The sequence below is a fragment of the Pantoea jilinensis genome, from assembly GCF_019104105.1.
GTDB lineage: Bacteria > Pseudomonadota > Gammaproteobacteria > Enterobacterales > Enterobacteriaceae > Pantoea > Pantoea eucalypti.
Genome location: NZ_CP077746.1, coordinates 2,876,245 through 2,895,524 on the forward strand (window position 1 = coordinate 2,876,245; position 19,280 = coordinate 2,895,524).

The following is a 19,280-nucleotide window of genomic DNA, read 5'->3' on the forward strand; positions in this document are numbered from 1 at the left end:
CTGAGGCTTACGCCGGAAGCGTCAGGTAGTGACCACATGACGCCTGCTGCGCCGCATCGGTAAGATACGGAATTGTGCCCAGACAGGGCGCAGGCAGTCGGTTTTTCAGGCTGGTGAGATACTCGGGATAGCGTTTGCCAGGCGGTTCCACGGTGTTGGCGATCCATCCCACCAGCGGCAGGCCACGCGCCCGCACCGCCTCTGCGGTGAGCATCGCGTGGTTGATGCAGCCGAGCTTAATTCCCACCACCAGAATCACGGGCAGCTTTTCCCTGACTACCCAGTCTGCGTAGGTGTGTGTCTCTGACAGCGGCGTGTACCAGCCGCCCGCGCCCTCCACCAGAATCCAGTCCGCCAGTGGCTCCAGCGCCGCCAGACCGGCTGACAGGGCCAGATGGGTAATCGGTCTGCCCTCTTCAGCGCTGACGATGTGCGGCGAGGTGGGTTCCATAAACGCCAGCGGATTCACCTGCTGATAGGTTAACGGCACACTGCTGAATCGCTGCAACGCCAGCGCATCGCTGTTGCGGATCCCCTCTGGTGTCATCTCACAGCCCGACGCAACCGGCTTATAGCCCGCACAGCGAAAGCCTGCTGTGGCAGCGGCCTGCAACAGTGCGCCGCTGGCGACAGTTTTACCGACTTCAGTGTCGGTGCCGGTAATAAAAAACCGTTTCATGAAAGCGTGACTCCATAAATTAAATGGTAACTCAGGCGATAACCGTGCCGATCGCGCGGCCAGTGCGCCTCTAACTGGTTAAGCCGTCGCCGGGTAAGTATCTGCCCGTCGCGGCCCTGATGCAGATGGGTTGCCCCAATCCCCTTCAGGGATCGCATGGCGCTGAGCGCATCGGGGAAATGCAGCGTCACCTCCTCTGAGCTGCAACGCAGTTGCTCTGCCTGGCAGGCCGCTGCAATCTGCGGCTCGCTAAGAAAGCGGTTGGCGTGCGGCAACGCATCCAGATGAGACCAGGCTTCATGAACCTCCTGCAGCGAACCGTCGCCCAGCGTGGAAAACAGCAGCGTGCCATTGGGTCGCAGCACCCGCCGGAACTGGCGCAGCGCGCCGGGCAAATCTTCACTCCACTGCACCGCCAGGTTGCTCCATACCAGGTCGATGCTGTTATCCGCCAGCGGCAGCGCGTCGATGTCGCCCGCCAGATAGCAGTGCGCCGCGTCGTTATCCCGCGCCTGTTGCAGCATCTGTGGCGAGAGATCCAGTGCCGTCACCTGTTTGCCGCGTTCGCGCCACAGCCTGCTGTACCAGCCGGTGCCACATCCGGCATCCAGCAGTTGAACCCCGCTGTGAGCCGGTGCGAGAGCCAGCAGCGCATCGCCGCTAAGGCGTTGCAGCGCCGCATGGGCATCGTAATGGCTGGCCGCCCGGCCAAAAGCGCGTGCAACCGCCTGCTTATCAATCCGCAGCGTCATGCAGCACCTCCAGTAACCGATCGATATCGTCCGGGCGATGTGCCGCCGTCAGGGTAATGCGCAGCCGTGCCGTTCCCGGCGGCACGGTGGGCGGCCGGATGGCGCTGACCCAGCAGCCCGCTTCAGCCAGACGCTGAGAGAGCGCCATCGCATCGCTATTTTCACCCACCAGCAGCGGCTGAATCGCACTCTCTGAGTTCATCAGTTGCCACGGCAGTGAGGCTGCGCCGCGCCGGAAATGCCGGATGTTCTGCTGCAGCTGCTGGCGCAGTGCATCGCCCTGCTGAATGACCTGCAGCGCCGCCTGCAGTGCAACAGCCTGCGCGGCGGGCATCGCGGTTGAGTAGATCAGATGCCGGCTGAACTGCAGGAAATAGTCGGCAGTCTCCGCATCACAGAGCAGCGCGGCACCGCTGACGCCAAAGGCTTTGCCAAAAGTGACTACCAGCAGTTCCGGTTTAACGCCCTGCAGCCAGCAGCTGCCGCGCCCCTGCTCACCCACCACACCGATGCCGTGCGCATCATCCACCAGCAGCCAGCCCTCAGCCTGGCGCGTCTGTTGCGCCAGTGCAGCCAGGGGCGCGCTGTCACCATCCATGCTGAAAATGCCCTCGGTCACGACCAGCGTTTCCCCCTCGCAGGGTAATGCGAGCCGCACCGCCAGACTCTCGGGTGCGTTGTGACTGAAACGACGCAGCTGCGCCGGGCTGTGGCTGGCAGCGTCGAGCAGCGAGGCATGGCTGAGCTTATCGGCCAGAATACGATCGTTTTTCTCACCCAGCAGATGAATCACCGCCTGATTAGCCGCGAAGCCAGAGATAAAAAGCAGCGCACGGTCGTAGCCGAGCCAGTCAGCCAGTTGCGCCTCGAGATCGGCGTGCTGACGGTGATAACCGGTGACATGCCCTGAAGCGCCCGCCCCCGCGCCTGCCAGCGCCGCACCCTGCTGCCAGCCGGCTATCACCGCCGGATGGCGGGTTAAGCCGAGATAGTCATTGCTGGAGAAGTGAAGATAGTTGCGGCCACCGCTCTGCAGTGTGCGGGTCGATTGCTCATCGATAACCCGACGCTGCCGCCAGCCATCAGCCGCACGGCGCTGCGCCAGCCCCTGCCGGAGTCGTTGCTGCCAGCTCATTACAGTGCCGCGTTGTAAAACTGTTCAGTGTCGGCATGGAACAGCTGCTCGCTGAGTTGCTGTTCCTGCTGCTGATCGCCATGCTGGGTGTGAGTATGTTCCGGGTTCAGCCCCAGTTTGCGGAACAGCACGCGGTCTTTATCCTCTTCCGGATTCGGTGTGGTCAGCAGTTTGCAGCCGTAGAAAATCGAGTTCGCCCCGGCCATAAAGCACATCGCCTGGGTCTGCTCGCTCATCTGCTCGCGGCCCGCCGAGAGACGTACATGCGAGGTCGGCATCATGATCCGCGCCACCGCGATGGTGCGGATAAAATCGAATGGTTCGACGTCATCGTTATCCGCCAGCGGTGTACCTTTCACTTTCACCAGCATGTTGATCGGCACGCTCTCCGGTGGTGTCGGCAGGTTGGCTAACTGCACCAGCAAACCTGCACGGTCGTTCACGGTTTCGCCCAGGCCAACGATGCCGCCCGAACAGACTTTGATCCCGGCGTCACGCACTTTACCCAGCGTATCCAGACGTTCCTGATAGCTGCGGGTGGTGATGATGGAGCCATAGAATTCCGGCGAGGTGTCGAGGTTATGGTTGTAGTAATCGAGGCCCGCGCCCGCCAGGCGCTGCGCCTGGTCGTCGCTGAGCGTGCCCAGCGTCATGCAGGTTTCCATGCCCATCGCCTTCACGCCTTCGACCATCTTTTCCAGGTAAGGCATATCGCGCTCGTGCGGGTTTTTCCACGCGGCTCCCATGCAGAAACGGGTTGAACCAGCAGCTTTGGCCTGACGCGCGGAGGTCAGCACCTCTTCCACTTCCATCAGACGTTCCGACTCCAGGCCGGTCTTATAGCGCGCGCTCTGCGGGCAGTATTTGCAATCTTCCGGACAGGCACCGGTTTTAATCGACAGCAGGGTACTGACCTGCACCTGGCGCGGGTCGAAGTGCTGACGATGCACCTGTTGCGCCTGAAACATCAGTTCGAGAAAAGGTTGATCAAACAGCGCTTGTGCCTGTGCAATTGTCCAGCGTTGAGCCATTACTTACTCCAGAAAAGGGTGTCATCCCGACGAAAAGCAGGGGTATACTTGTAAACTATATTTTTTTATTTTGGTTTACAACTCCGATGACTACCCCTGTTTTTTCCTCAGATGATGCCCGTTTTGACCGCCAGCATATCTGGCATCCCTACACCTCAATACAGAATCCACTGCCCTGCTATCCGGTTGTTACCGCGCAGGGTTTTCAGCTGCAACTGGCCGATGGCCGTGAGCTGGTAGATGGGATGTCATCATGGTGGGCGGCGATCCACGGCTATAACCATCCCCGCCTGAACCGGGCGCTGACGGAGCAGGTCACACAGATGTCGCACGTGATGTTTGGCGGCATTACCCACCCGGCGGCGGTGGCGCTCTGCCGTCAGCTGGTGGCGATAACGCCTGAGCCGCTGGAGTGCGTTTTCCTGGCCGATTCCGGCTCGGTGGCGGTGGAAGTGTCGATGAAGATGGCGCTGCAGTACTGGCTGGGTCGGGGCGAAACCCGCCAGCAGTTCCTGACGCTGAAACGCGGCTATCACGGCGATACCTTTGCCGCGATGTCGGTGTGCGATCCTGAGAACTCAATGCACAGCCTGTGGCGCGGCTATCTGCCGGAGCATCACTTTGCGGCGGCTCCCGCCTGCGGCTTTGATGATGAGTGGGACGAGCGCGATTTCGATGATTTCGCCCGTCTGATTGAACAGCATCACCGGCAGCTGGCGGCGGTGATTCTGGAGCCAATAGTACAGGGTGCGGGCGGCATGCGTTTCTACCATCCACGCTATCTGCAGCAGGTGCGGGAAGCCTGCGATCGCTATGGCGTGCTGCTGATCGCGGATGAGATCGCAACCGGCTTTGGCCGCACCGGCAAACTCTTCGCCTGTGAACACGCGGACATCACGCCGGATATACTCTGCGTCGGTAAAGCGCTGACCGGCGGCATGATGACGCTGGCGGCGACGCTGACCACCCGTGACGTGGCCGACACCATCAGTCGCAGCGCGGCAGGCTGTTTCATGCATGGCCCGACCTTTATGGGCAACCCGCTGGCCTGCGCGGTCGCGGCAGAAAGCCTGACCATGCTGGCGGAAGGAGACTGGCAGCATCAGGTGGCCGCCATTGAACAGCAGCTGCGCGCTGAGCTGCTGCCGCTACGCAACTCACCGCAGGTGGCTGATGTGCGCGTGCTGGGCGCAATTGGCGTGGTGGAAACGCATCAGGCGGTCAACATGGCGGCGCTGCAGCAGTTCTTTGTTGAACAGGGCGTCTGGATCCGGCCATTTGGTCGTCTGATCTACCTGATGCCGCCCTACATCATCACGCCACAGGCACTGAGTCAGCTGGTGCAGGCGATAGGCGGCGCGCTGGAACATTCGCAACATTTTGCTGCCTGAAGCGGGCTGACCGCTGGCACTGGTGGCGCTTTTGGTTATGATGAAAGGCTATTCATCGACAATTGAGGAGATGTGATGCGCGTTTTTAGTCAGGATTTTAATGACGGCGAGAAGATGCCTGAAAAGCATGTTTTCAACGGCATGGGTTATCAGGGCGAGAATATCTCTCCCCATCTTGCCTGGGAAGCGGCGCCGGAAGGCACCAAAAGTTTCGTGGTGACCTGCTACGATCCTGATGCGCCGACCGGTTCAGGCTGGTGGCATTGGGTGGTGGCGAATATTCCGGCCAGCACCACGTCACTGCCACAGGGTGCCGGTTCCGGCAAAGCGTCACTGCCAGCAGGCGCAATTCAGACCCGTACCGATTTCGGTCAGGCGGGCTACGGTGGCGCGGCGCCGCCGCAGGGTGAAACCCATCGCTACATTTTCACCGTACATGCGCTGGATGTGGAGACGATTGAGGTGGATGAAGGCGCCAGCGGCGCAATGGTCGGCTTTAATGTGCATTTCCACGCACTGGCGAGCGCCTCGCTGACCGTGAATTATCAGTAATTCAGTAAGACTGACCACTGACAAGCCTAAAGCTGAATGATCTGGCAGCAACGCGTTAGCTTAAATTGCAGGGAACAGGGTCAGAGGAGGAAAGCGTCCCGTGCCAGGGATGGCGCGGGTCGAGCATGCCATGGATGGCGGCTTTTGCGTCTTTCAGATCTGACCCTGTTCCCTGTGTCTGCAGGATCTCACAGCTGGCAGCCACGCCTCTCCCGCCCGGGAGAGGCATTTTTCGTGGTGCGTTACGCCTGCAACTGATGAATCACGACCCACATCGGGCCCTGCCCTACTGCATAACGTCCCAGCGGCTGTAACAGCCCTTTTGGTTCGCTAATCGCATAGACTTCGATGTGATGCGATTTCTGTCCCGCTGCCACCAGATAGCGTCCGCTGTGATCGATATTGAATCCGCGCGGCTGTGTTTCTGTCGGCTGGAACCCTTCCAGGGTCAGCTCGTCACCCAGCTCGCTGACGCTGAACACCGCCAGAGTGCTGCTGGTGCGATCGCAGGCGTAGAGGAAACGGCCATCCGGCGTCAGGTGAATATCCGCAGCCCAGCGCGTACCGGTGAAATCCGGTGGCATCATATCCAGCGTCTGCACGCTTTCTGCTTCACCTTCACCCGTATTTAATGCCCAGACCTCAACCGTGCTGTCGAGCTCATTTACGCAATAAGCGAACTGACCGCCCGGATGGAACTGCATGTGGCGCGGGCCAGCGCCTTCTACTGTCGTGACCTGCGCCTGCTTACGCGGCGTCAGTTGACCGTCAGCGCCCAGCGAGAACAGACAGATACGATCCTGCTTCAGTGCCGGCACATACAGGGTCTTATTGTCAGTGTCGATGTTGGCCGAGTGGCAGCCATCCAGACCGTTGATCACCTGCAGCGGAGCCTGCGGAATGCCGTCATCGCCAATGGGGCTGACGCTGACGCAGGCATCATTGTAGGAGCCGCAGAACAGGAACCGGCCCTCACGATCGGTGGAAATGTGGGTCGGACTGCCGGGCAACGGTGCCTGACCCGCTTCGGTCAGCGTGCCATCAGCGGCAATCTTAAACGCCAGCACGCGAAAATTGGGACGCACGCCGACATAGAGAAAATCGCGTTTCGGACTCACCACCATCGGCTGAACCTGGCCGGCGACATCGGTCACCTGAAGCAACGTCAGCGCACCCTCATCATTCATCTGCCAGACGTGAATCTGCTGGCTCTCGGGACTGGCGGTGTAAACAACCTGTTTCATGCATTCTCCTTTTTTGCTGCCTTGTCATGATCTTTGAATCACTGTAGCGCGTTTTATTGCCCTACGCTGGAATCATTTGTGCCCTGTTTTTTGTCTCCGGGCCGTGGTCAGGTGTAGACTTCAGCCCCTGCAAACCTGGAAAAACGTGAGGATTAATGAGCTACCGTGTAATTGCCCTCGACCTCGACGGCACGCTGCTGACCCCAGCCAAGACGATTCTGCCGCAGTCAATCGATGTGTTAAACCAGGCCCGACAGGCGGGCGTTCATGTCGCTATCGTCACCGGACGCCATCACTGCGCTATTCATCCTTTTTATCAGGCGTTACAGCTGGATACCCCCGCAATCTGCTGTAATGGTACCTACCTGTATGATTACCAGGCAAAAAAGGTGCTGGCGTCCGATCCCATGGACCCGCAACTGGCGTTACAGGTCATTGAGATGCTGGACCAGCAGCGTATTCACGGGTTGCTCTACGTGGATGATGCAATGCTTTATCAGACGCCGACCGGTCACGTGATGCGCACACTGAAGTGGGCCGAATCACTGCCTGCTCATCAGCGTCCGCTGTTCATTCAGGTGCCCGACTTAGCGCAGGCGGCGCGTGACGCCGGTTCGATCTGGAAGTTTGCCCTGTCGCACGACAATCATGAGGAACTGCAGCAGTTCGCCACCCGCGCCGAAGCGGAGCTGGGTCTGGCCTGCGAATGGTCATGGCACGATCAGGTGGATATTGCGAAAGGCGGCAATAGCAAAGGCAAACGGCTGGCGCAGTGGGTTGAATCACTGGGGCTGGACATGTCTGATGTGATCGCATTCGGGGATAACTACAACGATCTCAGCATGCTGGAAACGGCCGGGCTGGGTGTGGCGATGGGCAATGCCGACGACGCGATCAAAGCGCGGGCGAAGCGGGTGATCGGCACCAACCTTGAAACCGGTATTGCCGATACCCTCCGTCAGTACGTGTTGTAATCAGGGCGTCACGGAGACGCTTTTGATCTGGGCATAGAGCCACTGATCCGGCCGGATGCCCAGTTCATCACGCGCCCACGGCGTAATGCGCGCCCAGAGCTCGCTGATACCAATACGCAGCTTCACTTCCACCTGATCGCCGACCTCCAGCAGTTCTACCACCTGTGCCGGTAAAATGTTGCGGATGGAGCTGTGTTGCGGCGGTTGCAGCGCCAGCGAGACATCAGAAGAGGCGATGCGAATACGCAGTGGCGTTTTCACCGGCTGATTCACCCGGCTGACCCAGATATGCTGGTCGCCCAGCGACAGCGCGGTCATCGGATAGTCGGGATGCTGCTCAAGCACCAGCACCCGCAGTACGCTGGTCAGTTCGCTTACTGGCAGCCACGGCCGCATCGCGCTGCTGCTCCAGACCCGCTCAAGCGGACCAAAGGCCTTGACCTTGCCCGCATCCAGCACCAGCACGTTATCCGCCAGATGCAGGATCTCATCCAGACTGTGAGAAACGTAAAGCATCGGAATATCGACCTGTTTCGCCAGTTTTTGCAGATACGGCATCAGTTCACGTTTGCGCGGCAGATCCAGCGACGCCAGCGGCTCATCCAGCAGCAGCATGTCCGGTGCGGTCAACAGCGCACGGCCTATCGCGACCCGCTGCTTTTCCCCGCCAGACAGCGACAGCGGAAAGCGCGGCAGCAACGCCTCCAGACCCAGCAGCGACACAAGGCTGTCGAACTGCGCTTTCATTGCCGGCGCCATACCGTATTGCAGGTTGCCACGAACCCGATAGTGCGGGAACAGCCGCGCATCCTGAAACACGTAACCAATGCGTCGTTTTTCAGGCGGCAGCGCAATTTTCTGCTCCGCATCAAACAGCAGACGCTCGTTAAGCTGGATCCGCCCGCGCTGCGGCTGGGTCAGCCCGCTAATCGCGTTAATCAGGGACGTCTTACCGGCACCGGAAACACCAAAAATAGCGGTGATCCCTTTGGCCGGGATCTGCAGGTCAACCTCCAGCTGGTGATCGCCCTGCTGCTGCATAAAGTTAAGTGATAGCATCAGCTTCCCATCCGCTTACGGCCTGCGCGAGCCAGCCATTCCGACGCCAGCAGTGACGCCAGCGCCAGCACGATAGCGATAACGCACAGGCGCGCCGCCGCGCCCTCTGCACCGGGAGTCTCTATCAGGGTAAACATCGCCAGCGGAAGCGTGCGCGTCTCGCCGGGAATATTGGAAACAAAGGTGATGGTGGCCCCGAATTCACCCAGCGAACGGGCAAACGCCAGCACCGTCCCGACAATCACGCCAGGCAGCGTCAGCGGCAGCGTGATAGTGAAAAAGACCCGCCAGCGCCCGGCACCCAGCGTGCGGGCCGCCTGCTCCAGCCGGATATCCACCGCCTCCAGCGCCAGCCGGATGGCACGCACCATCAACGGAAAGGCGATGACGGCAGACGCCAGTGCGGCGCCACGCCAGCTGAAAGCAAAGCTGAAACCGAACCAGTCAAAAAGCTTTTCGCCAATGATGCCGCGCCGGCCCAGGCTAATCAGCAGCAGATAACCCACCACCACCGGCGGCAGCACCAGCGGCAGGTGGATCAGGCTGTCGAGCAGCGCTTTGCCGGGAAAACGGCAGCGCACCAGAATCCAGGCCATCAGGATGCCAAACGGCAGACTGCCCAGCACGGCTATGCCAGAGACTTTAAGGCTAAGCAGTACCGCCTGCCATTCGGGATCGCTGAGTATCATTTCGTCGGTGTGAATCCGTAGTGTTTGAAGATAGCCGCGGCCTGCGGTCCTTTCAGATAATCATAAAACGCTTTAACAGTCGCATTGTCGTGCTCGTTCACGATCGCCATCGGATATTCCACCGGTTTATGGCTGTTTGCCGGAAAACGCCCGACCACCTGCACGTTGTCGCTGGCAACAGCGTCCGAGCCATAGACAATGCCATAAGGTGTTTCGTTTCGCTCCACCAGCGCCAGTGCCGCACGCACATTATTGGCTGGCGCTAACACAGGCGCAACGCTTTCCCAGGCGCCCAGCTTTTGCAGCGCCTCTTTGGCGTAGATGCCGGCCGGAACATGGTCCGGATCGCCAACCGCCAGACGTTCACCGTGCAGCAGTGTTTTCCAGTCGGTCTTTGCGTCCAGCGTCACCGCTTTAGCTGGCGCACTACGTGGTGCAATCAGCACCAGATCGTTGCCCAGCAGCGTGTAGCGAGTGCGGGTGATCACGCTTTTTTTCACCACCGCATCATCCATCCACTGCTGATCGGCAGAGATAAACAGGTCGGCAGGCGCACCCTGCTCCAGCTGGCGCGCCAGCGTTGACGATGAGGCGAATGAAGAGACCACCGTCACCCCTTTTTCCTGCTTGTATTGACTGGCAATATCCTGCATCGCGTTGGTCAGTGACGCTGCGGCAAACACGGTAATGTTATCGGCGGCCACAGCCTGCCCGGCCAGCGAAACAGTGATCAGCGCCGCTGCGCCCCATCGAGTGTAATTCAATGACATGATGTTCTCCGGCTATACGTTGTGTAGTGAATAATATAACGCAATGACCGGGAGGTTCAGTAAATTATCGGCAGGAGGAACAAAAGGTTAAATCAGAGAGGAATAATAACGACCACGCCCGCGACGATGGCGGGCGTGGCAGCAATTAATTGTGCGAACGGGCTGAGGATTTTTCGCGATGACCAATTTTAGAAATGACGTTAAACACTTCACCCAGGCCATAAATCATACCCAGCATCAGCGCCATCACCACAGGCACCATCAGGACGGCGAAGGCGAGGCTTTTCAGTAATTCCAGCATGGAGAGTCTCACTCTGCTAACAAAAAAGTGATTGTAACGGGTCAGGAAAATTTTGCGCAGCCCTTTTCGTGCTTTTACTTTGGTCACAAAACGCCGCTATCATCGGCCTTCGCCTTAACCCTTTGCCGGAGCTGTCATGGAAGCCGAACTGTCCCTTCATATCCGTTTACAACAGAAACTGTTTGCCGATCCCCGGCGTATTGAGCTGCTGAAACGCGTGCAACAGACCGGATCGATCAGTCAGGGGGCGAAGCTGGCGGGCATCAGCTACAAAAGTGCCTGGGATGCGATCAATGAGATGAACCAGATGGCGGATGAAACGCTGGTGGCGCGGGCAACGGGCGGTAAAGGCGGCGGCGGTGCCACGCTGACCCGCTACGGTGAACGCCTGATACAGCTGTTTCAGCTGATGGAACAGATTCAGCAGAAAGCGTTCGATGCCCTGCAGCAGGATACGCTGCCGCTCGACAGTCTGCTGGCGGCCATCGCCCGCTTCTCTCTGCAGACCAGCGCCCGCAATCAACTGTTTGGCACCGTGATCAGCAACGATGCGCAGCAGGTGGTCCAGCATCTTATGATTCAGCTTGCTGATGGCGTCACCCAGCTCAATGTGGCGCTGACCCAGCGCAGCGCCGATCGTCTGCAACTGGCGGCAGGTAAAGAGGTGCTGGTACTGATTAAAGCCCCGTGGATCCGTATCAGCCGTGACGCCGCGGAAGAAGATAATCAGCTTCCAGCCACCGTCAGTGCCATCGAGCCCGGTGAGCAGATGAGCGAAGTGCTGATGCAGCTTGCCAGCGGCGAAACCCTGTGCGCCACCCTGAGTCACGATCAGCTGCAGCAGTTGAAGCTTCAGCCAGGCGACGCTGTGATTGCCAGCTTTAACGCGGAAAATGCCATTGTCGCTACCCTGCTCTAGCCGTTGATTTGACTTCATTACGGGCAATGGTTACAACTCAGTGACACGATGCAGAAAATGGAACAGATCATGGCTTCATTGCAGATTTTGCAAGGCACGTTTCATCTTAGCGATACACGAACACTGAACCTGAATCAGGTGGAACTGCAGCGCGGCGAAAGCTGGGCTTTTGTCGGTGCCAACGGCAGCGGTAAATCCTCTCTGGCGCGCGCGCTTTCCGGTGAACTGCCACCGCTGGCCGGTTCCGTCAGCAGCGATTTCAGAAAGCCGGTCCGGCTGTCGCTGGAGCAGTTACAGACACTGGTGGCGCAGGAGTGGCAGCGTAACAACACCGATATGCTCAGCGAAGGCGAAGAAGATACCGGACTGACCGTGGCAGAGGTGATTCAGGCGGAGGTGCAGCAGCCCGATCGCTGCAAACAGCTTGCCCGGCAGTTTGGCATTGAACCGCTGCTGTCCCGTCGCTTCAAATATCTCTCCACCGGCGAAACCCGTAAAACCCTGCTCTGCCAGGCGCTGATGAGCGAGCCCGATCTGCTGATTCTGGATGAGCCATTTGACGGACTGGATGTGGCGTCACGCGCCAGCCTGACCGACACGCTGCGCAGCCTGCAGCATCCCGCGTTTACCCTGGTGCTGGTGCTCAATCGCTTTGACGACATTCCCGATTTCATTCAGCAGGTTGGCGTACTGGCAGAATGTACCCTCACCCACAGCGGGCCGCGCCAGGCCATTTTAACGGAAGCACTGGTGGCACAGCTGGCGCACAGTGAACAGCTGATGGGAATGGCGTTACCCGAGGCGGATGCGCCGGATCAGTTACCCTCACTGACAGATGATGCCCCGCGCGTTATTCTGCGCAACGGCACCGTCTCCTACAACGATCAGCCGGTGATTCAGGGGCTGAACTGGCAGGTCAACGCCGGCGAACACTGGCAGATCATCGGACCAAACGGTGCCGGAAAATCGACCCTGCTCAGCCTGGTGACCGGCGATCACCCGCAGGGCTACAGCAATGATTTAACCCTGTTTGGGCGCCGTCGCGGCAGCGGCGAAACCATCTGGGAGATCAAACAGCATATTGGCTATGTCAGCAGCAGCCTGCATCTTGATTACCGCGTCAGCACCAATGTGCGAACGGTCATTCTGTCGGGCTTCTTCGACTCTATCGGTCTCTATCAGGCGGCATCTGACCGGCAAAAAGCGCTGACACAGCAATGGCTGACGCTGCTGGGAATGGATAACCGGCTGGGCGATGCGCCGTTCCACTCACTCTCCTGGGGACAGCAGCGACTGGTGCTGATTGCCCGCGCACTGGTTAAGCATCCGACGCTGCTGATTCTGGATGAGCCACTTCAGGGACTGGACCCGATTAACCGCCAGCTGGTGCGGCGCTTTGTGGATGTGCTGATTGGCGAAGGGCGGACTCAGTTGCTGTTCGTTTCGCATCACGCTGAAGATGCGCCCGCCTGTATCACACATCGCCTGAGCTTTGTTCCCGATAATGGCGGCTACGTTTTTCAGCAGGAAACGGTGCGCTAAAGCTTTCACATCACGTCCTTCAACGCCGCTACCGCGGCGTTTTAAAGCACATCGGTGTAAGCGCTACCATTCAGCACCGTCTTTAACGCCGCATAACCGCACACAATGCCTCGAAATAAGAATATTCAGCTTGTGTAAACGATACCATTTATCCAGACTTGATCACGCTTTCGGGCGCGCTGATGTGCTACTTTTTACCGATGCCTCTTTGGCTTTTGACGCTTACCAGGATCTCACATGGAAAAATTCAACCCGGTCGATCACCCGCATCGCCGTTACAATCCACTGATTGATCAATGGATTTTAGTTTCACCTCATCGGGCCAAACGTCCGTGGCAAGGCGCGCAGGAAACCCCGGCGGTCAATACTTTACCGGCGCACGATCCGGACTGCTTCCTGTGTGCCGGAAATACCCGCATTACCGGCGATAAAAACCCGGACTATGCGGGCACGTACGTCTTTACCAACGACTTTGCCGCACTGATGACCGACACGCCTGACGCGCCCGAGAGCGACGATATCCTGATGCGCTGTGAAAGCGCACGCGGCACCAGTCGGGTCATCTGCTTTTCGCCCGATCACAGTAAAACGCTGCCGGAGATGTCACTGAGCGCGCTGGAGGAAGTGGTGCGCACCTGGCAGGCGCAGACCGCCGATCTGGGTCAGCACTACCCGTGGGTGCAGGTGTTTGAGAACAAAGGCGCGGCGATGGGCTGCTCCAACCCGCATCCGCACGGTCAGATCTGGGCCAACAGCTTCCTGCCAAATGAAGCGCAGCGTGAAGATGATCATCAGCGCGACTATTTCGCTAAACATGGCTCGCCGATGCTGGTCGATTATCTGGCCCGTGAGCAGCAGGATGGCAGCCGCACCGTGGTGGAAACCGAACACTGGCTGGCCGTGGTGCCATGGTGGGCGGCCTGGCCGTTTGAAACGCTGCTGCTGCCGAAAGCGCACGTTAAACAGCTGACGGACCTCAGCGAAGCCCAGAGCGCCGACCTGGCAAAAGCCATTAAGCTGCTGACCAGCCGCTACGACAATCTGTTCCAGTGCTCCTTCCCCTACTCAATGGGCTGGCACGGCGCGCCGTTTAATGGCGAAGCCAACGATCACTGGCAGCTGCACGCTCACTTCTATCCTCCGCTGCTGCGTTCAGCAACGGTGCGTAAATTTATGGTTGGCTATGAAATGCTGGCCGAAACCCAACGCGATTTAACGGCGGAACAGGCGGCGGAACGTCTGCGTTCTGTCAGCGACGTTCACTTCCGTGAGGCACAACAATGAGCTTAAAAACCATCACGCAGCAGCTTTTTTCTGACGCATTTGGCTACGCTGCCACCCATACCATTCAGGCACCGGGCCGCGTTAATCTGATTGGCGAGCACACTGACTATAACGACGGCTTCGTGCTGCCGTGCGCTATCGATTATCAGACGGTCATCGCCTGTGCCCGCCGTGACGATCGCCAGATTCGCGTGGTCGCTGCCGATTATGAGAATGCGCAGGACACGTTCTCGCTGGATGAAGAGATTGTCAGCGTGCAGGAACCGATGTGGGCCAACTATGTGCGTGGCGTGGTGAAACATCTGCAGAAGCGTCACGCCGATTTCGACGGCATCGACATGGTGATCAGCGGCAATGTGCCACAGGGTGCGGGCCTCAGCTCATCGGCCTCGCTGGAAGTGGCGGTCGGCACCGTGGTACAGCAGCTCTATAACCTGCCGCTGGATGGCGCAGCCATCGCCGTTAATGGTCAGGAAGCGGAGAACCAGTTCGTTGGCTGTAACTGCGGCATCATGGACCAGTTGATCTCCGCACTGGGCCAGAAAGATCACGCTATGCTGCTCGACTGCCGCACCCTGGGCACCCGTCCGGTGTCGATGCCGGAAGATATCGCGGTGGTGATCATCAACTCCAACTTCCGTCGTACGCTGGTCGGCAGCGAATACAACACCCGCCGCGAGCAGTGTGAAGCGGGCGCGCGTTTCTTCAATAAGAAAGCGCTGCGTGACGTTGAACTGGCCGAGTTTGAAGCGGCACAGTCGCAGCTCGATCCACAGGTCGCCAAACGCGTGCGTCACGTTCTGACCGAGAACGCCCGTACCCTGGAAGCCGCCGATGCGCTGACGCAGGGCGACCTGACCCGTATGGGCCAGCTGATGGCCGACTCTCACGCCTCAATGCGTGACGATTTCGAAATCACCGTGCCGCCGATCGATACGCTGGTTGAGATCGTGAAAGCGCAGATTGGTGAGCGCGGCGGCGTCCGTATGACCGGCGGCGGCTTTGGTGGCTGCATCGTGGCACTGATGCCACTGGACCTCGTCGATCAGGTTAAAGCCGCCGTGGCAGAACAGTATGAAGCCGCGACCGGCATCAAAGAGACCTTCTACGTCTGTAAAGCCTCTGAAGGAGCCGGCCAATGCTGAATGACGTCAACTCCCATGCGCCCGACGGTCAGCCGTGGCGCATAACCGTGCTGCGCAATGCCAACGGCATGCTGGCAACTTTTATGGACTGGGGGGCGACCTGGCTCTCTGCCCGCGTACCGATGCAGGATGGCACGGTGCGTGAAGCGCTGCTCGGCTGCGCCACGCCCTCTGACTATCTGCACCAGGATGCCTATCTGGGCGCCACCGTGGGCCGCTACGCTAACCGCATCGCTGGCGCAAAACTCAATAAACTTAACCGTCAGCTGGTGCCTAACCAGGGCGTACATCAGCTGCATGGCGGACCGGAAGGCTTTGATAAACGCCGCTGGCAAATTGTCAGTCAGTCTGACAGCGAAGTGCATTACCGCATCGATTCACCGGATGGCGATCAGGGCTATCCGGGCAATCTGATTGCTGACGTGCGCTATCAGCTGGATGATCAGAACTGCCTGAGCATCAGTTATGAAGCGCGTTGCGATCAGTCCTGCCCGGTCAATCTGACCAACCATGCTTACTTTAATCTTGATGCGCATCATGGCGATGTCCGCCAGCATCGCTTACAACTGCACGCCGACCAGTATTTACCGGTCGACAGCGAAGGCATTCCGAATGCGCCGCTAAAAGCGGTCGCCGATACCAGCTTTGATTTCCGCAACGCTAAAGTCGTGGCGCAGGATTTCCTGGCAGATGACGACCAGCGTGCAGTAAAGGGCTATGACCACGCGTTTCTGCTGAACAGCGCCGGCGACGAGAGTCAGCCTGCGGCAGAACTCTGGTCAGAAGATGGAAAATTACAGCTCAGCGTGACTACCTCGGCCCCGGCGTTGCAGTTCTACTCCGGCAACTATCTGGCGGGCACCCGTGCCCGTGAGCAGGCGAGCTATAATGCCTTTCAGGGCATTGCGCTGGAGAGTGAATTTTTACCGGATTCGCCTAATCACGCTGAGTGGCCTCAGCCTGATTGCTGGCTGCAGCCGGGAGATCGCTGGGAATCGGTGACGCGTTATCGCTTCACGCCACGCTGAGCCTCCGGCTGAAAAACGCGCAGTGCGTCACACACAGGCTTACGCGCTGCCCGCTTTTCCGTTATGGTATGGCGCAATCAGCTCGTGTATCAGGCGGGCAGCAGCAGGTTTCCAATCTCACAGAAACATCACAGTATTAAGGAGTTAAGCTATGGCTGTAACTAAGCTGGTTCTGGTGCGACACGGCGAAAGCCAGTGGAACAACGAAAACCGCTTTACCGGTTGGTATGATGTTGACCTTTCTGAGAAAGGTCGTGGCGAAGCCAAATCAGCAGGTCAGCTGCTGAAGAAAGAGGGCTTTGTTTTTGATTTTGCTTACACCTCCGTACTGAAGCGTGCAATTCATACGCTGTGGAATGTGCTGGATGAGCTGGATCAGGCCTGGCTGCCGGTTGAGAAAACCTGGCGTCTGAACGAGCGTCACTATGGTGCGCTGCAGGGTCTGGATAAAGCTGAAACTGCCGCCAAATATGGCGACGAGCAGGTTAAGCAGTGGCGTCGCGGCTTTGCCGTCACCCCGCCAGAGCTGGATCGTTCAGATGAGCGCTTCCCGGGCCATGACCCGCGTTACGCGAAACTGACCCCAGAGCAGCTGCCAACCACCGAAAGCCTGGCGCTGACCATCGACCGCGTTATCCCTTACTGGAACGACACCATTCTGCCGCGCATCAAAAGCGGTGAGAAAGTGATCATTGCCGCACACGGCAACTCACTGCGTGCACTGGTAAAATATCTGGATAACCTGAGCGAAGATGAAATCCTCGAACTGAACATCCCTACCGGCGTACCGCTTGTGTATGAGTTCGATGAAAACTTCAAACCGCTGAAACGCTACTACCTGGGCGACCAGGACGAGATTGCCGCGAAAGCTGCAGCCGTTGCGAATCAGGGTAAAGCGAAGTAATTCCTCGCTGAAAGGCAAAAAGGCCAGACGAAAGTCTGGCCTTTTTTTATTGATGACAACGTCTGGCCAGGCAAATCAGCCGCGGCGCTGTTTAACCGCTGCCGCCAGCTGACGCAGCACCTTGTCGGTATCTTCCCAGCCAATGCAGGCGTCGGTAACACTTTTGCCATAGACCAGCGGCTCGCCGCTCTCCAGGCTCTGGTTACCTTCCACCAGATGACTCTCAATCATCACACCGACAATCGCCTGCTCACCGTTAATCAGCTGCTGTGCAACATCGTCTGCCACGACCATCTGACGCTGGAACTGTTTGCTGCTGTTGGCATGGCTGAAATCGATCATCACCTGCTGTGGCAGACCCGCTTTCGCCAGTCCTTCTTTTACCTCAGCCACATGCTGCGCGCTGTAGTTTGGCTCTTTTCCGCCGCGCAGAATGATATGACAATCACCGTTACCGCTGGTTTCCACAATCGCGGAGTGACCATACTTCGTCACTGACAGGAAACAGTGTGGCGAACCCGCCGCGTTAATCGCATCGATCGCGACCTTAATGGTGCCATCGGTGCCGTTTTTGAAACCCACCGGACAGGAAAGGCCCGATGCCAGCTCACGGTGAACCTGAGATTCTGTGGTACGCGCACCAATCGCGCCCCAGCTCATCAGGTCAGCCACGTATTGCGGGGTAATCATATCCAGAAACTCGCCCGCCGCCGGTAAACCGCTGTCGTTAATGTCCAGCAGCAGCTTACGCGCCAGACGCAGACCGTCGTTGAGCTGATAGCTGTTGTCCATATATGGATCGTTGATCAGCCCTTTCCAGCCCACCGTGGTGCGCGGCTTTTCAAAATAGACCCGCATCACCACTTCCAGCTCGCCTTTCAGCTCATCACGCAGCGCCAGCAGGCGATCGGCATACTCTTTCGCCGCGTCTGTGTCATGAATGGAGCAGGGACCAATCACCACCAGCAGGCGGTCATCCTTGCCCTGCAGGATCTGATGAATCGCCTGACGGGCCTGTGAAACGGTCTGTGCAGCACGATCGGTCGCCGGGAATTTTTCGAGCAGCGCAACCGGAGGTAACAGCTCTTTAATCTCTTTGATGCGTAAGTCATCGTTCTGGTAATTCATACTGATTCCATTTTATTTCTGGCCCGGCGCCCGCCGGACACAACCTGCCCAATGTAGCCCGAAGCGCCAGGGGTGTAAATTCCCGCTGCGGGTTAAATGTGCGGGTCATATTTGCATTAATCAGGTTAGCGACTAGACTTTTTACTGGTAAGCACTGAGGAACATCCCGCTTACCAGATTTAATCACCCTGTTTAAGCCAACCGGCGAATTTTATTTCGTCAGGGATTTTATTACCCGAAATTGCACCTCTGGGCTTAAAGCAACTTCATTTATTAACGGGAGTATAATGATGAAAAAGTTTGCCTTAGTTTTTTTGACAGCAGCAATGACACTGAGCAGCGGTGCGGTACTGGCTGCGGACAGCAGCAGCAACAATGGTACAGCTAATCAGGCGGCCAGTGCAGGTGCAGCAGCGGGCGGCGCAAATGAAAATCTGCCGCCAAACAAAGTTGATAACGATAAAATTAATAACACCGGCAACAACACTAATCCTGCAACGTCTGGCAGCACCACCAGCAATGGTAATATGTCTGCTAACGAAATGGACCAGAACGCCCAGTGTAAAGATGGCAAATGTCCGAACATTAATAAAAAAGTTCAGACTAAAGTGGGCGGCGGTGACGTAGATACCAAAACCGACGGCACCACCCAGTAATGCTGTTTAACCCGGCGCGCTTCGGCTCTCCGGGTTTTTCTCCCCTCTGCCCCACTCTTCCGCTATGCTAATCCTGTGAAATTTACAGGGAATCCTT

General features: G+C 58.1%; 20 protein-coding genes. 10 read left to right on the top strand and 10 right to left on the bottom strand.

Going from position 1 to position 19,280, the window contains the following annotated elements:
* Positions 1-7: 7 nt before the first annotated feature.
* Genes bioD through bioB form a run of 4 tightly spaced genes read right to left on the bottom strand, consistent with a single transcriptional unit; the run spans position 8 to position 3,597 of the window.
* Complete coding sequence (gene bioD, locus KTJ90_RS13535) at positions 8-679, bottom strand: dethiobiotin synthase (protein ID WP_003851861.1); 672 nt, start codon at positions 677-679, stop codon at positions 8-10.
* A complete protein-coding gene (bioC, locus tag KTJ90_RS13540; RefSeq protein ID WP_003851863.1) occupies positions 676-1,431 on the bottom strand; it encodes a malonyl-ACP O-methyltransferase BioC in 756 nt (251 codons plus the stop codon). Before bioC ends, bioD begins: the two co-directional genes overlap by 4 nt.
* Positions 1,415-2,566, bottom strand: coding sequence for an 8-amino-7-oxononanoate synthase (bioF, locus tag KTJ90_RS13545; RefSeq protein ID WP_499024993.1), 1,152 nt, complete (start codon positions 2,564-2,566; stop codon positions 1,415-1,417). Before bioF ends, bioC begins: the two co-directional genes overlap by 17 nt.
* Positions 2,566-3,597, bottom strand: a complete 1,032-nt coding sequence (bioB, locus tag KTJ90_RS13550; protein WP_003851866.1) for a biotin synthase BioB — start codon at positions 3,595-3,597, stop codon at positions 2,566-2,568. The genes bioF and bioB overlap by 1 nt, the downstream gene beginning before the upstream one ends.
* A gap of 86 nt (positions 3,598-3,683) precedes the next feature.
* On the opposite strand from bioB, the gene bioA reads away from it, so the two are divergent.
* Positions 3,684-4,988 carry an adenosylmethionine--8-amino-7-oxononanoate transaminase gene (gene bioA / locus KTJ90_RS13555; protein WP_039659209.1) on the top strand — a complete coding sequence of 435 codons (1,305 nt, stop codon included), beginning with the start codon at positions 3,684-3,686 and terminating at the stop codon, positions 4,986-4,988.
* A gap of 75 nt (positions 4,989-5,063) precedes the next feature.
* Positions 5,064-5,540, top strand: a complete 477-nt coding sequence (locus KTJ90_RS13560) for a kinase inhibitor (RefSeq protein ID WP_013357177.1) — start codon at positions 5,064-5,066, stop codon at positions 5,538-5,540.
* 242 nt (positions 5,541-5,782) lie between these two features.
* Here KTJ90_RS13560 and pgl read toward each other — a convergent pair whose 3' ends face one another.
* The gene (pgl, locus tag KTJ90_RS13565) at positions 5,783-6,784 is read right to left on the bottom strand and encodes a 6-phosphogluconolactonase (RefSeq protein ID WP_039659206.1); all 1,002 of its coding nucleotides are present in this window, start codon (positions 6,782-6,784) and stop codon (positions 5,783-5,785) included.
* Positions 6,785-6,939: 155 nt separating this feature from the next.
* Between pgl and KTJ90_RS13570 the strand changes: the two genes are divergently transcribed.
* Positions 6,940-7,758, top strand: a complete 819-nt coding sequence (locus KTJ90_RS13570) for a pyridoxal phosphatase (RefSeq protein ID WP_003851875.1) — start codon at positions 6,940-6,942, stop codon at positions 7,756-7,758.
* On the opposite strand, the gene modC is transcribed toward KTJ90_RS13570, so the two are convergent.
* The 4 genes from modC to KTJ90_RS13590 all read right to left on the bottom strand — a co-directional run bounded on the left by modC (position 7,759) and on the right by KTJ90_RS13590 (position 10,577).
* Positions 7,759-8,817 (bottom strand): molybdenum ABC transporter ATP-binding protein ModC, encoded by a 1,059-nt coding sequence (gene modC, locus KTJ90_RS13575; RefSeq protein WP_003851877.1) that lies wholly within the window; start codon positions 8,815-8,817, stop codon positions 7,759-7,761.
* The gene (modB, locus tag KTJ90_RS13580; RefSeq protein WP_008925044.1) at positions 8,817-9,506 is read right to left on the bottom strand and encodes a molybdate ABC transporter permease subunit; all 690 of its coding nucleotides are present in this window, start codon (positions 9,504-9,506) and stop codon (positions 8,817-8,819) included. Before modB ends, modC begins: the two co-directional genes overlap by 1 nt.
* Complete coding sequence (modA, locus tag KTJ90_RS13585; protein WP_375150622.1) at positions 9,503-10,276, bottom strand: molybdate ABC transporter substrate-binding protein; 774 nt, start codon at positions 10,274-10,276, stop codon at positions 9,503-9,505. Before modA ends, modB begins: the two co-directional genes overlap by 4 nt.
* A 145-nt stretch (positions 10,277-10,421) precedes the next feature.
* Positions 10,422-10,577, bottom strand: a complete 156-nt coding sequence (locus KTJ90_RS13590) for an AcrZ family multidrug efflux pump-associated protein (protein WP_008925042.1) — start codon at positions 10,575-10,577, stop codon at positions 10,422-10,424.
* A 136-nt stretch (positions 10,578-10,713) separates the two neighbouring features.
* Here KTJ90_RS13590 and modE point away from each other — a divergent pair, with 136 nt between their 5' ends.
* The 6 genes from modE to gpmA all read left to right on the top strand — a co-directional run bounded on the left by modE (position 10,714) and on the right by gpmA (position 17,399).
* Positions 10,714-11,496 (top strand): molybdenum-dependent transcriptional regulator, encoded by a 783-nt coding sequence (modE, locus tag KTJ90_RS13595; RefSeq protein ID WP_003851884.1) that lies wholly within the window; start codon positions 10,714-10,716, stop codon positions 11,494-11,496.
* Between the two features lie 69 nt (positions 11,497-11,565).
* Entirely contained in the window at positions 11,566-13,038 is a 1,473-nt protein-coding gene (modF, locus tag KTJ90_RS13600; RefSeq protein ID WP_485523162.1) for a molybdate ABC transporter ATP-binding protein ModF, read from the top strand.
* A gap of 237 nt (positions 13,039-13,275) precedes the next feature.
* Complete coding sequence (gene galT, locus KTJ90_RS13605; protein ID WP_039659199.1) at positions 13,276-14,322, top strand: galactose-1-phosphate uridylyltransferase; 1,047 nt, start codon at positions 13,276-13,278, stop codon at positions 14,320-14,322.
* The gene (gene galK, locus KTJ90_RS13610; RefSeq protein WP_283543372.1) at positions 14,319-15,467 is read left to right on the top strand and encodes a galactokinase; all 1,149 of its coding nucleotides are present in this window, start codon (positions 14,319-14,321) and stop codon (positions 15,465-15,467) included. The genes galT and galK overlap by 4 nt, the downstream gene beginning before the upstream one ends.
* Positions 15,461-16,495 carry a galactose-1-epimerase gene (gene galM, locus KTJ90_RS13615; RefSeq protein WP_003851891.1) on the top strand — a complete coding sequence of 345 codons (1,035 nt, stop codon included), beginning with the start codon at positions 15,461-15,463 and terminating at the stop codon, positions 16,493-16,495. The genes galK and galM overlap by 7 nt, the downstream gene beginning before the upstream one ends.
* Positions 16,496-16,646: 151 nt before the next feature.
* Positions 16,647-17,399, top strand: coding sequence for a 2,3-diphosphoglycerate-dependent phosphoglycerate mutase (gpmA, locus tag KTJ90_RS13620; RefSeq protein WP_003851893.1), 753 nt, complete (start codon positions 16,647-16,649; stop codon positions 17,397-17,399).
* 75 nt (positions 17,400-17,474) lie between these two features.
* Here the strand turns inward: gpmA and aroG are convergent, their stop codons facing one another.
* The gene (aroG, locus tag KTJ90_RS13625) at positions 17,475-18,527 is read right to left on the bottom strand and encodes a 3-deoxy-7-phosphoheptulonate synthase AroG (RefSeq protein WP_110411584.1); all 1,053 of its coding nucleotides are present in this window, start codon (positions 18,525-18,527) and stop codon (positions 17,475-17,477) included.
* Between the two features lie 287 nt (positions 18,528-18,814).
* Here aroG and KTJ90_RS13630 point away from each other — a divergent pair, with 287 nt between their 5' ends.
* Positions 18,815-19,183: a YbgS-like family protein gene (locus KTJ90_RS13630; RefSeq protein ID WP_003851898.1), complete on the top strand. Its 369-nt coding sequence runs from the start codon at positions 18,815-18,817 to the stop codon at positions 19,181-19,183.
* Positions 19,184-19,280 lie beyond the last annotated feature (97 nt).

Coding starts and splice junctions, on each gene's coding strand:
- bioD (WP_003851861.1), bottom strand. CDS start 679: ATGAAACGGTTTTTTATTACCGGCACCGACACTGAAGTCGGTAAAACT.
- bioC (WP_003851863.1), bottom strand. CDS start 1,431: ATGACGCTGCGGATTGATAAGCAGGCGGTTGCACGCGCTTTTGGCCGG.
- bioF (WP_499024993.1), bottom strand. CDS start 2,566: ATGAGCTGGCAGCAACGACTCCGGCAGGGGCTGGCGCAGCGCCGTGCG.
- bioB (WP_003851866.1), bottom strand. CDS start 3,597: ATGGCTCAACGCTGGACAATTGCACAGGCACAAGCGCTGTTTGATCAA.
- bioA (WP_039659209.1), top strand. CDS start 3,684: ATGACTACCCCTGTTTTTTCCTCAGATGATGCCCGTTTTGACCGCCAG.
- KTJ90_RS13560 (WP_013357177.1), top strand. CDS start 5,064: ATGCGCGTTTTTAGTCAGGATTTTAATGACGGCGAGAAGATGCCTGAA.
- pgl (WP_039659206.1), bottom strand. CDS start 6,784: ATGAAACAGGTTGTTTACACCGCCAGTCCCGAGAGCCAGCAGATTCAC.
- KTJ90_RS13570 (WP_003851875.1), top strand. CDS start 6,940: ATGAGCTACCGTGTAATTGCCCTCGACCTCGACGGCACGCTGCTGACC.
- modC (WP_003851877.1), bottom strand. CDS start 8,817: ATGCTATCACTTAACTTTATGCAGCAGCAGGGCGATCACCAGCTGGAG.
- modB (WP_008925044.1), bottom strand. CDS start 9,506: ATGATACTCAGCGATCCCGAATGGCAGGCGGTACTGCTTAGCCTTAAA.
- modA (WP_375150622.1), bottom strand. CDS start 10,276: ATGTCATTGAATTACACTCGATGGGGCGCAGCGGCGCTGATCACTGTT.
- KTJ90_RS13590 (WP_008925042.1), bottom strand. CDS start 10,577: ATGCTGGAATTACTGAAAAGCCTCGCCTTCGCCGTCCTGATGGTGCCT.
- modE (WP_003851884.1), top strand. CDS start 10,714: ATGGAAGCCGAACTGTCCCTTCATATCCGTTTACAACAGAAACTGTTT.
- modF (WP_485523162.1), top strand. CDS start 11,566: ATGGCTTCATTGCAGATTTTGCAAGGCACGTTTCATCTTAGCGATACA.
- galT (WP_039659199.1), top strand. CDS start 13,276: ATGGAAAAATTCAACCCGGTCGATCACCCGCATCGCCGTTACAATCCA.
- galK (WP_283543372.1), top strand. CDS start 14,319: ATGAGCTTAAAAACCATCACGCAGCAGCTTTTTTCTGACGCATTTGGC.
- galM (WP_003851891.1), top strand. CDS start 15,461: ATGCTGAATGACGTCAACTCCCATGCGCCCGACGGTCAGCCGTGGCGC.
- gpmA (WP_003851893.1), top strand. CDS start 16,647: ATGGCTGTAACTAAGCTGGTTCTGGTGCGACACGGCGAAAGCCAGTGG.
- aroG (WP_110411584.1), bottom strand. CDS start 18,527: ATGAATTACCAGAACGATGACTTACGCATCAAAGAGATTAAAGAGCTG.
- KTJ90_RS13630 (WP_003851898.1), top strand. CDS start 18,815: ATGATGAAAAAGTTTGCCTTAGTTTTTTTGACAGCAGCAATGACACTG.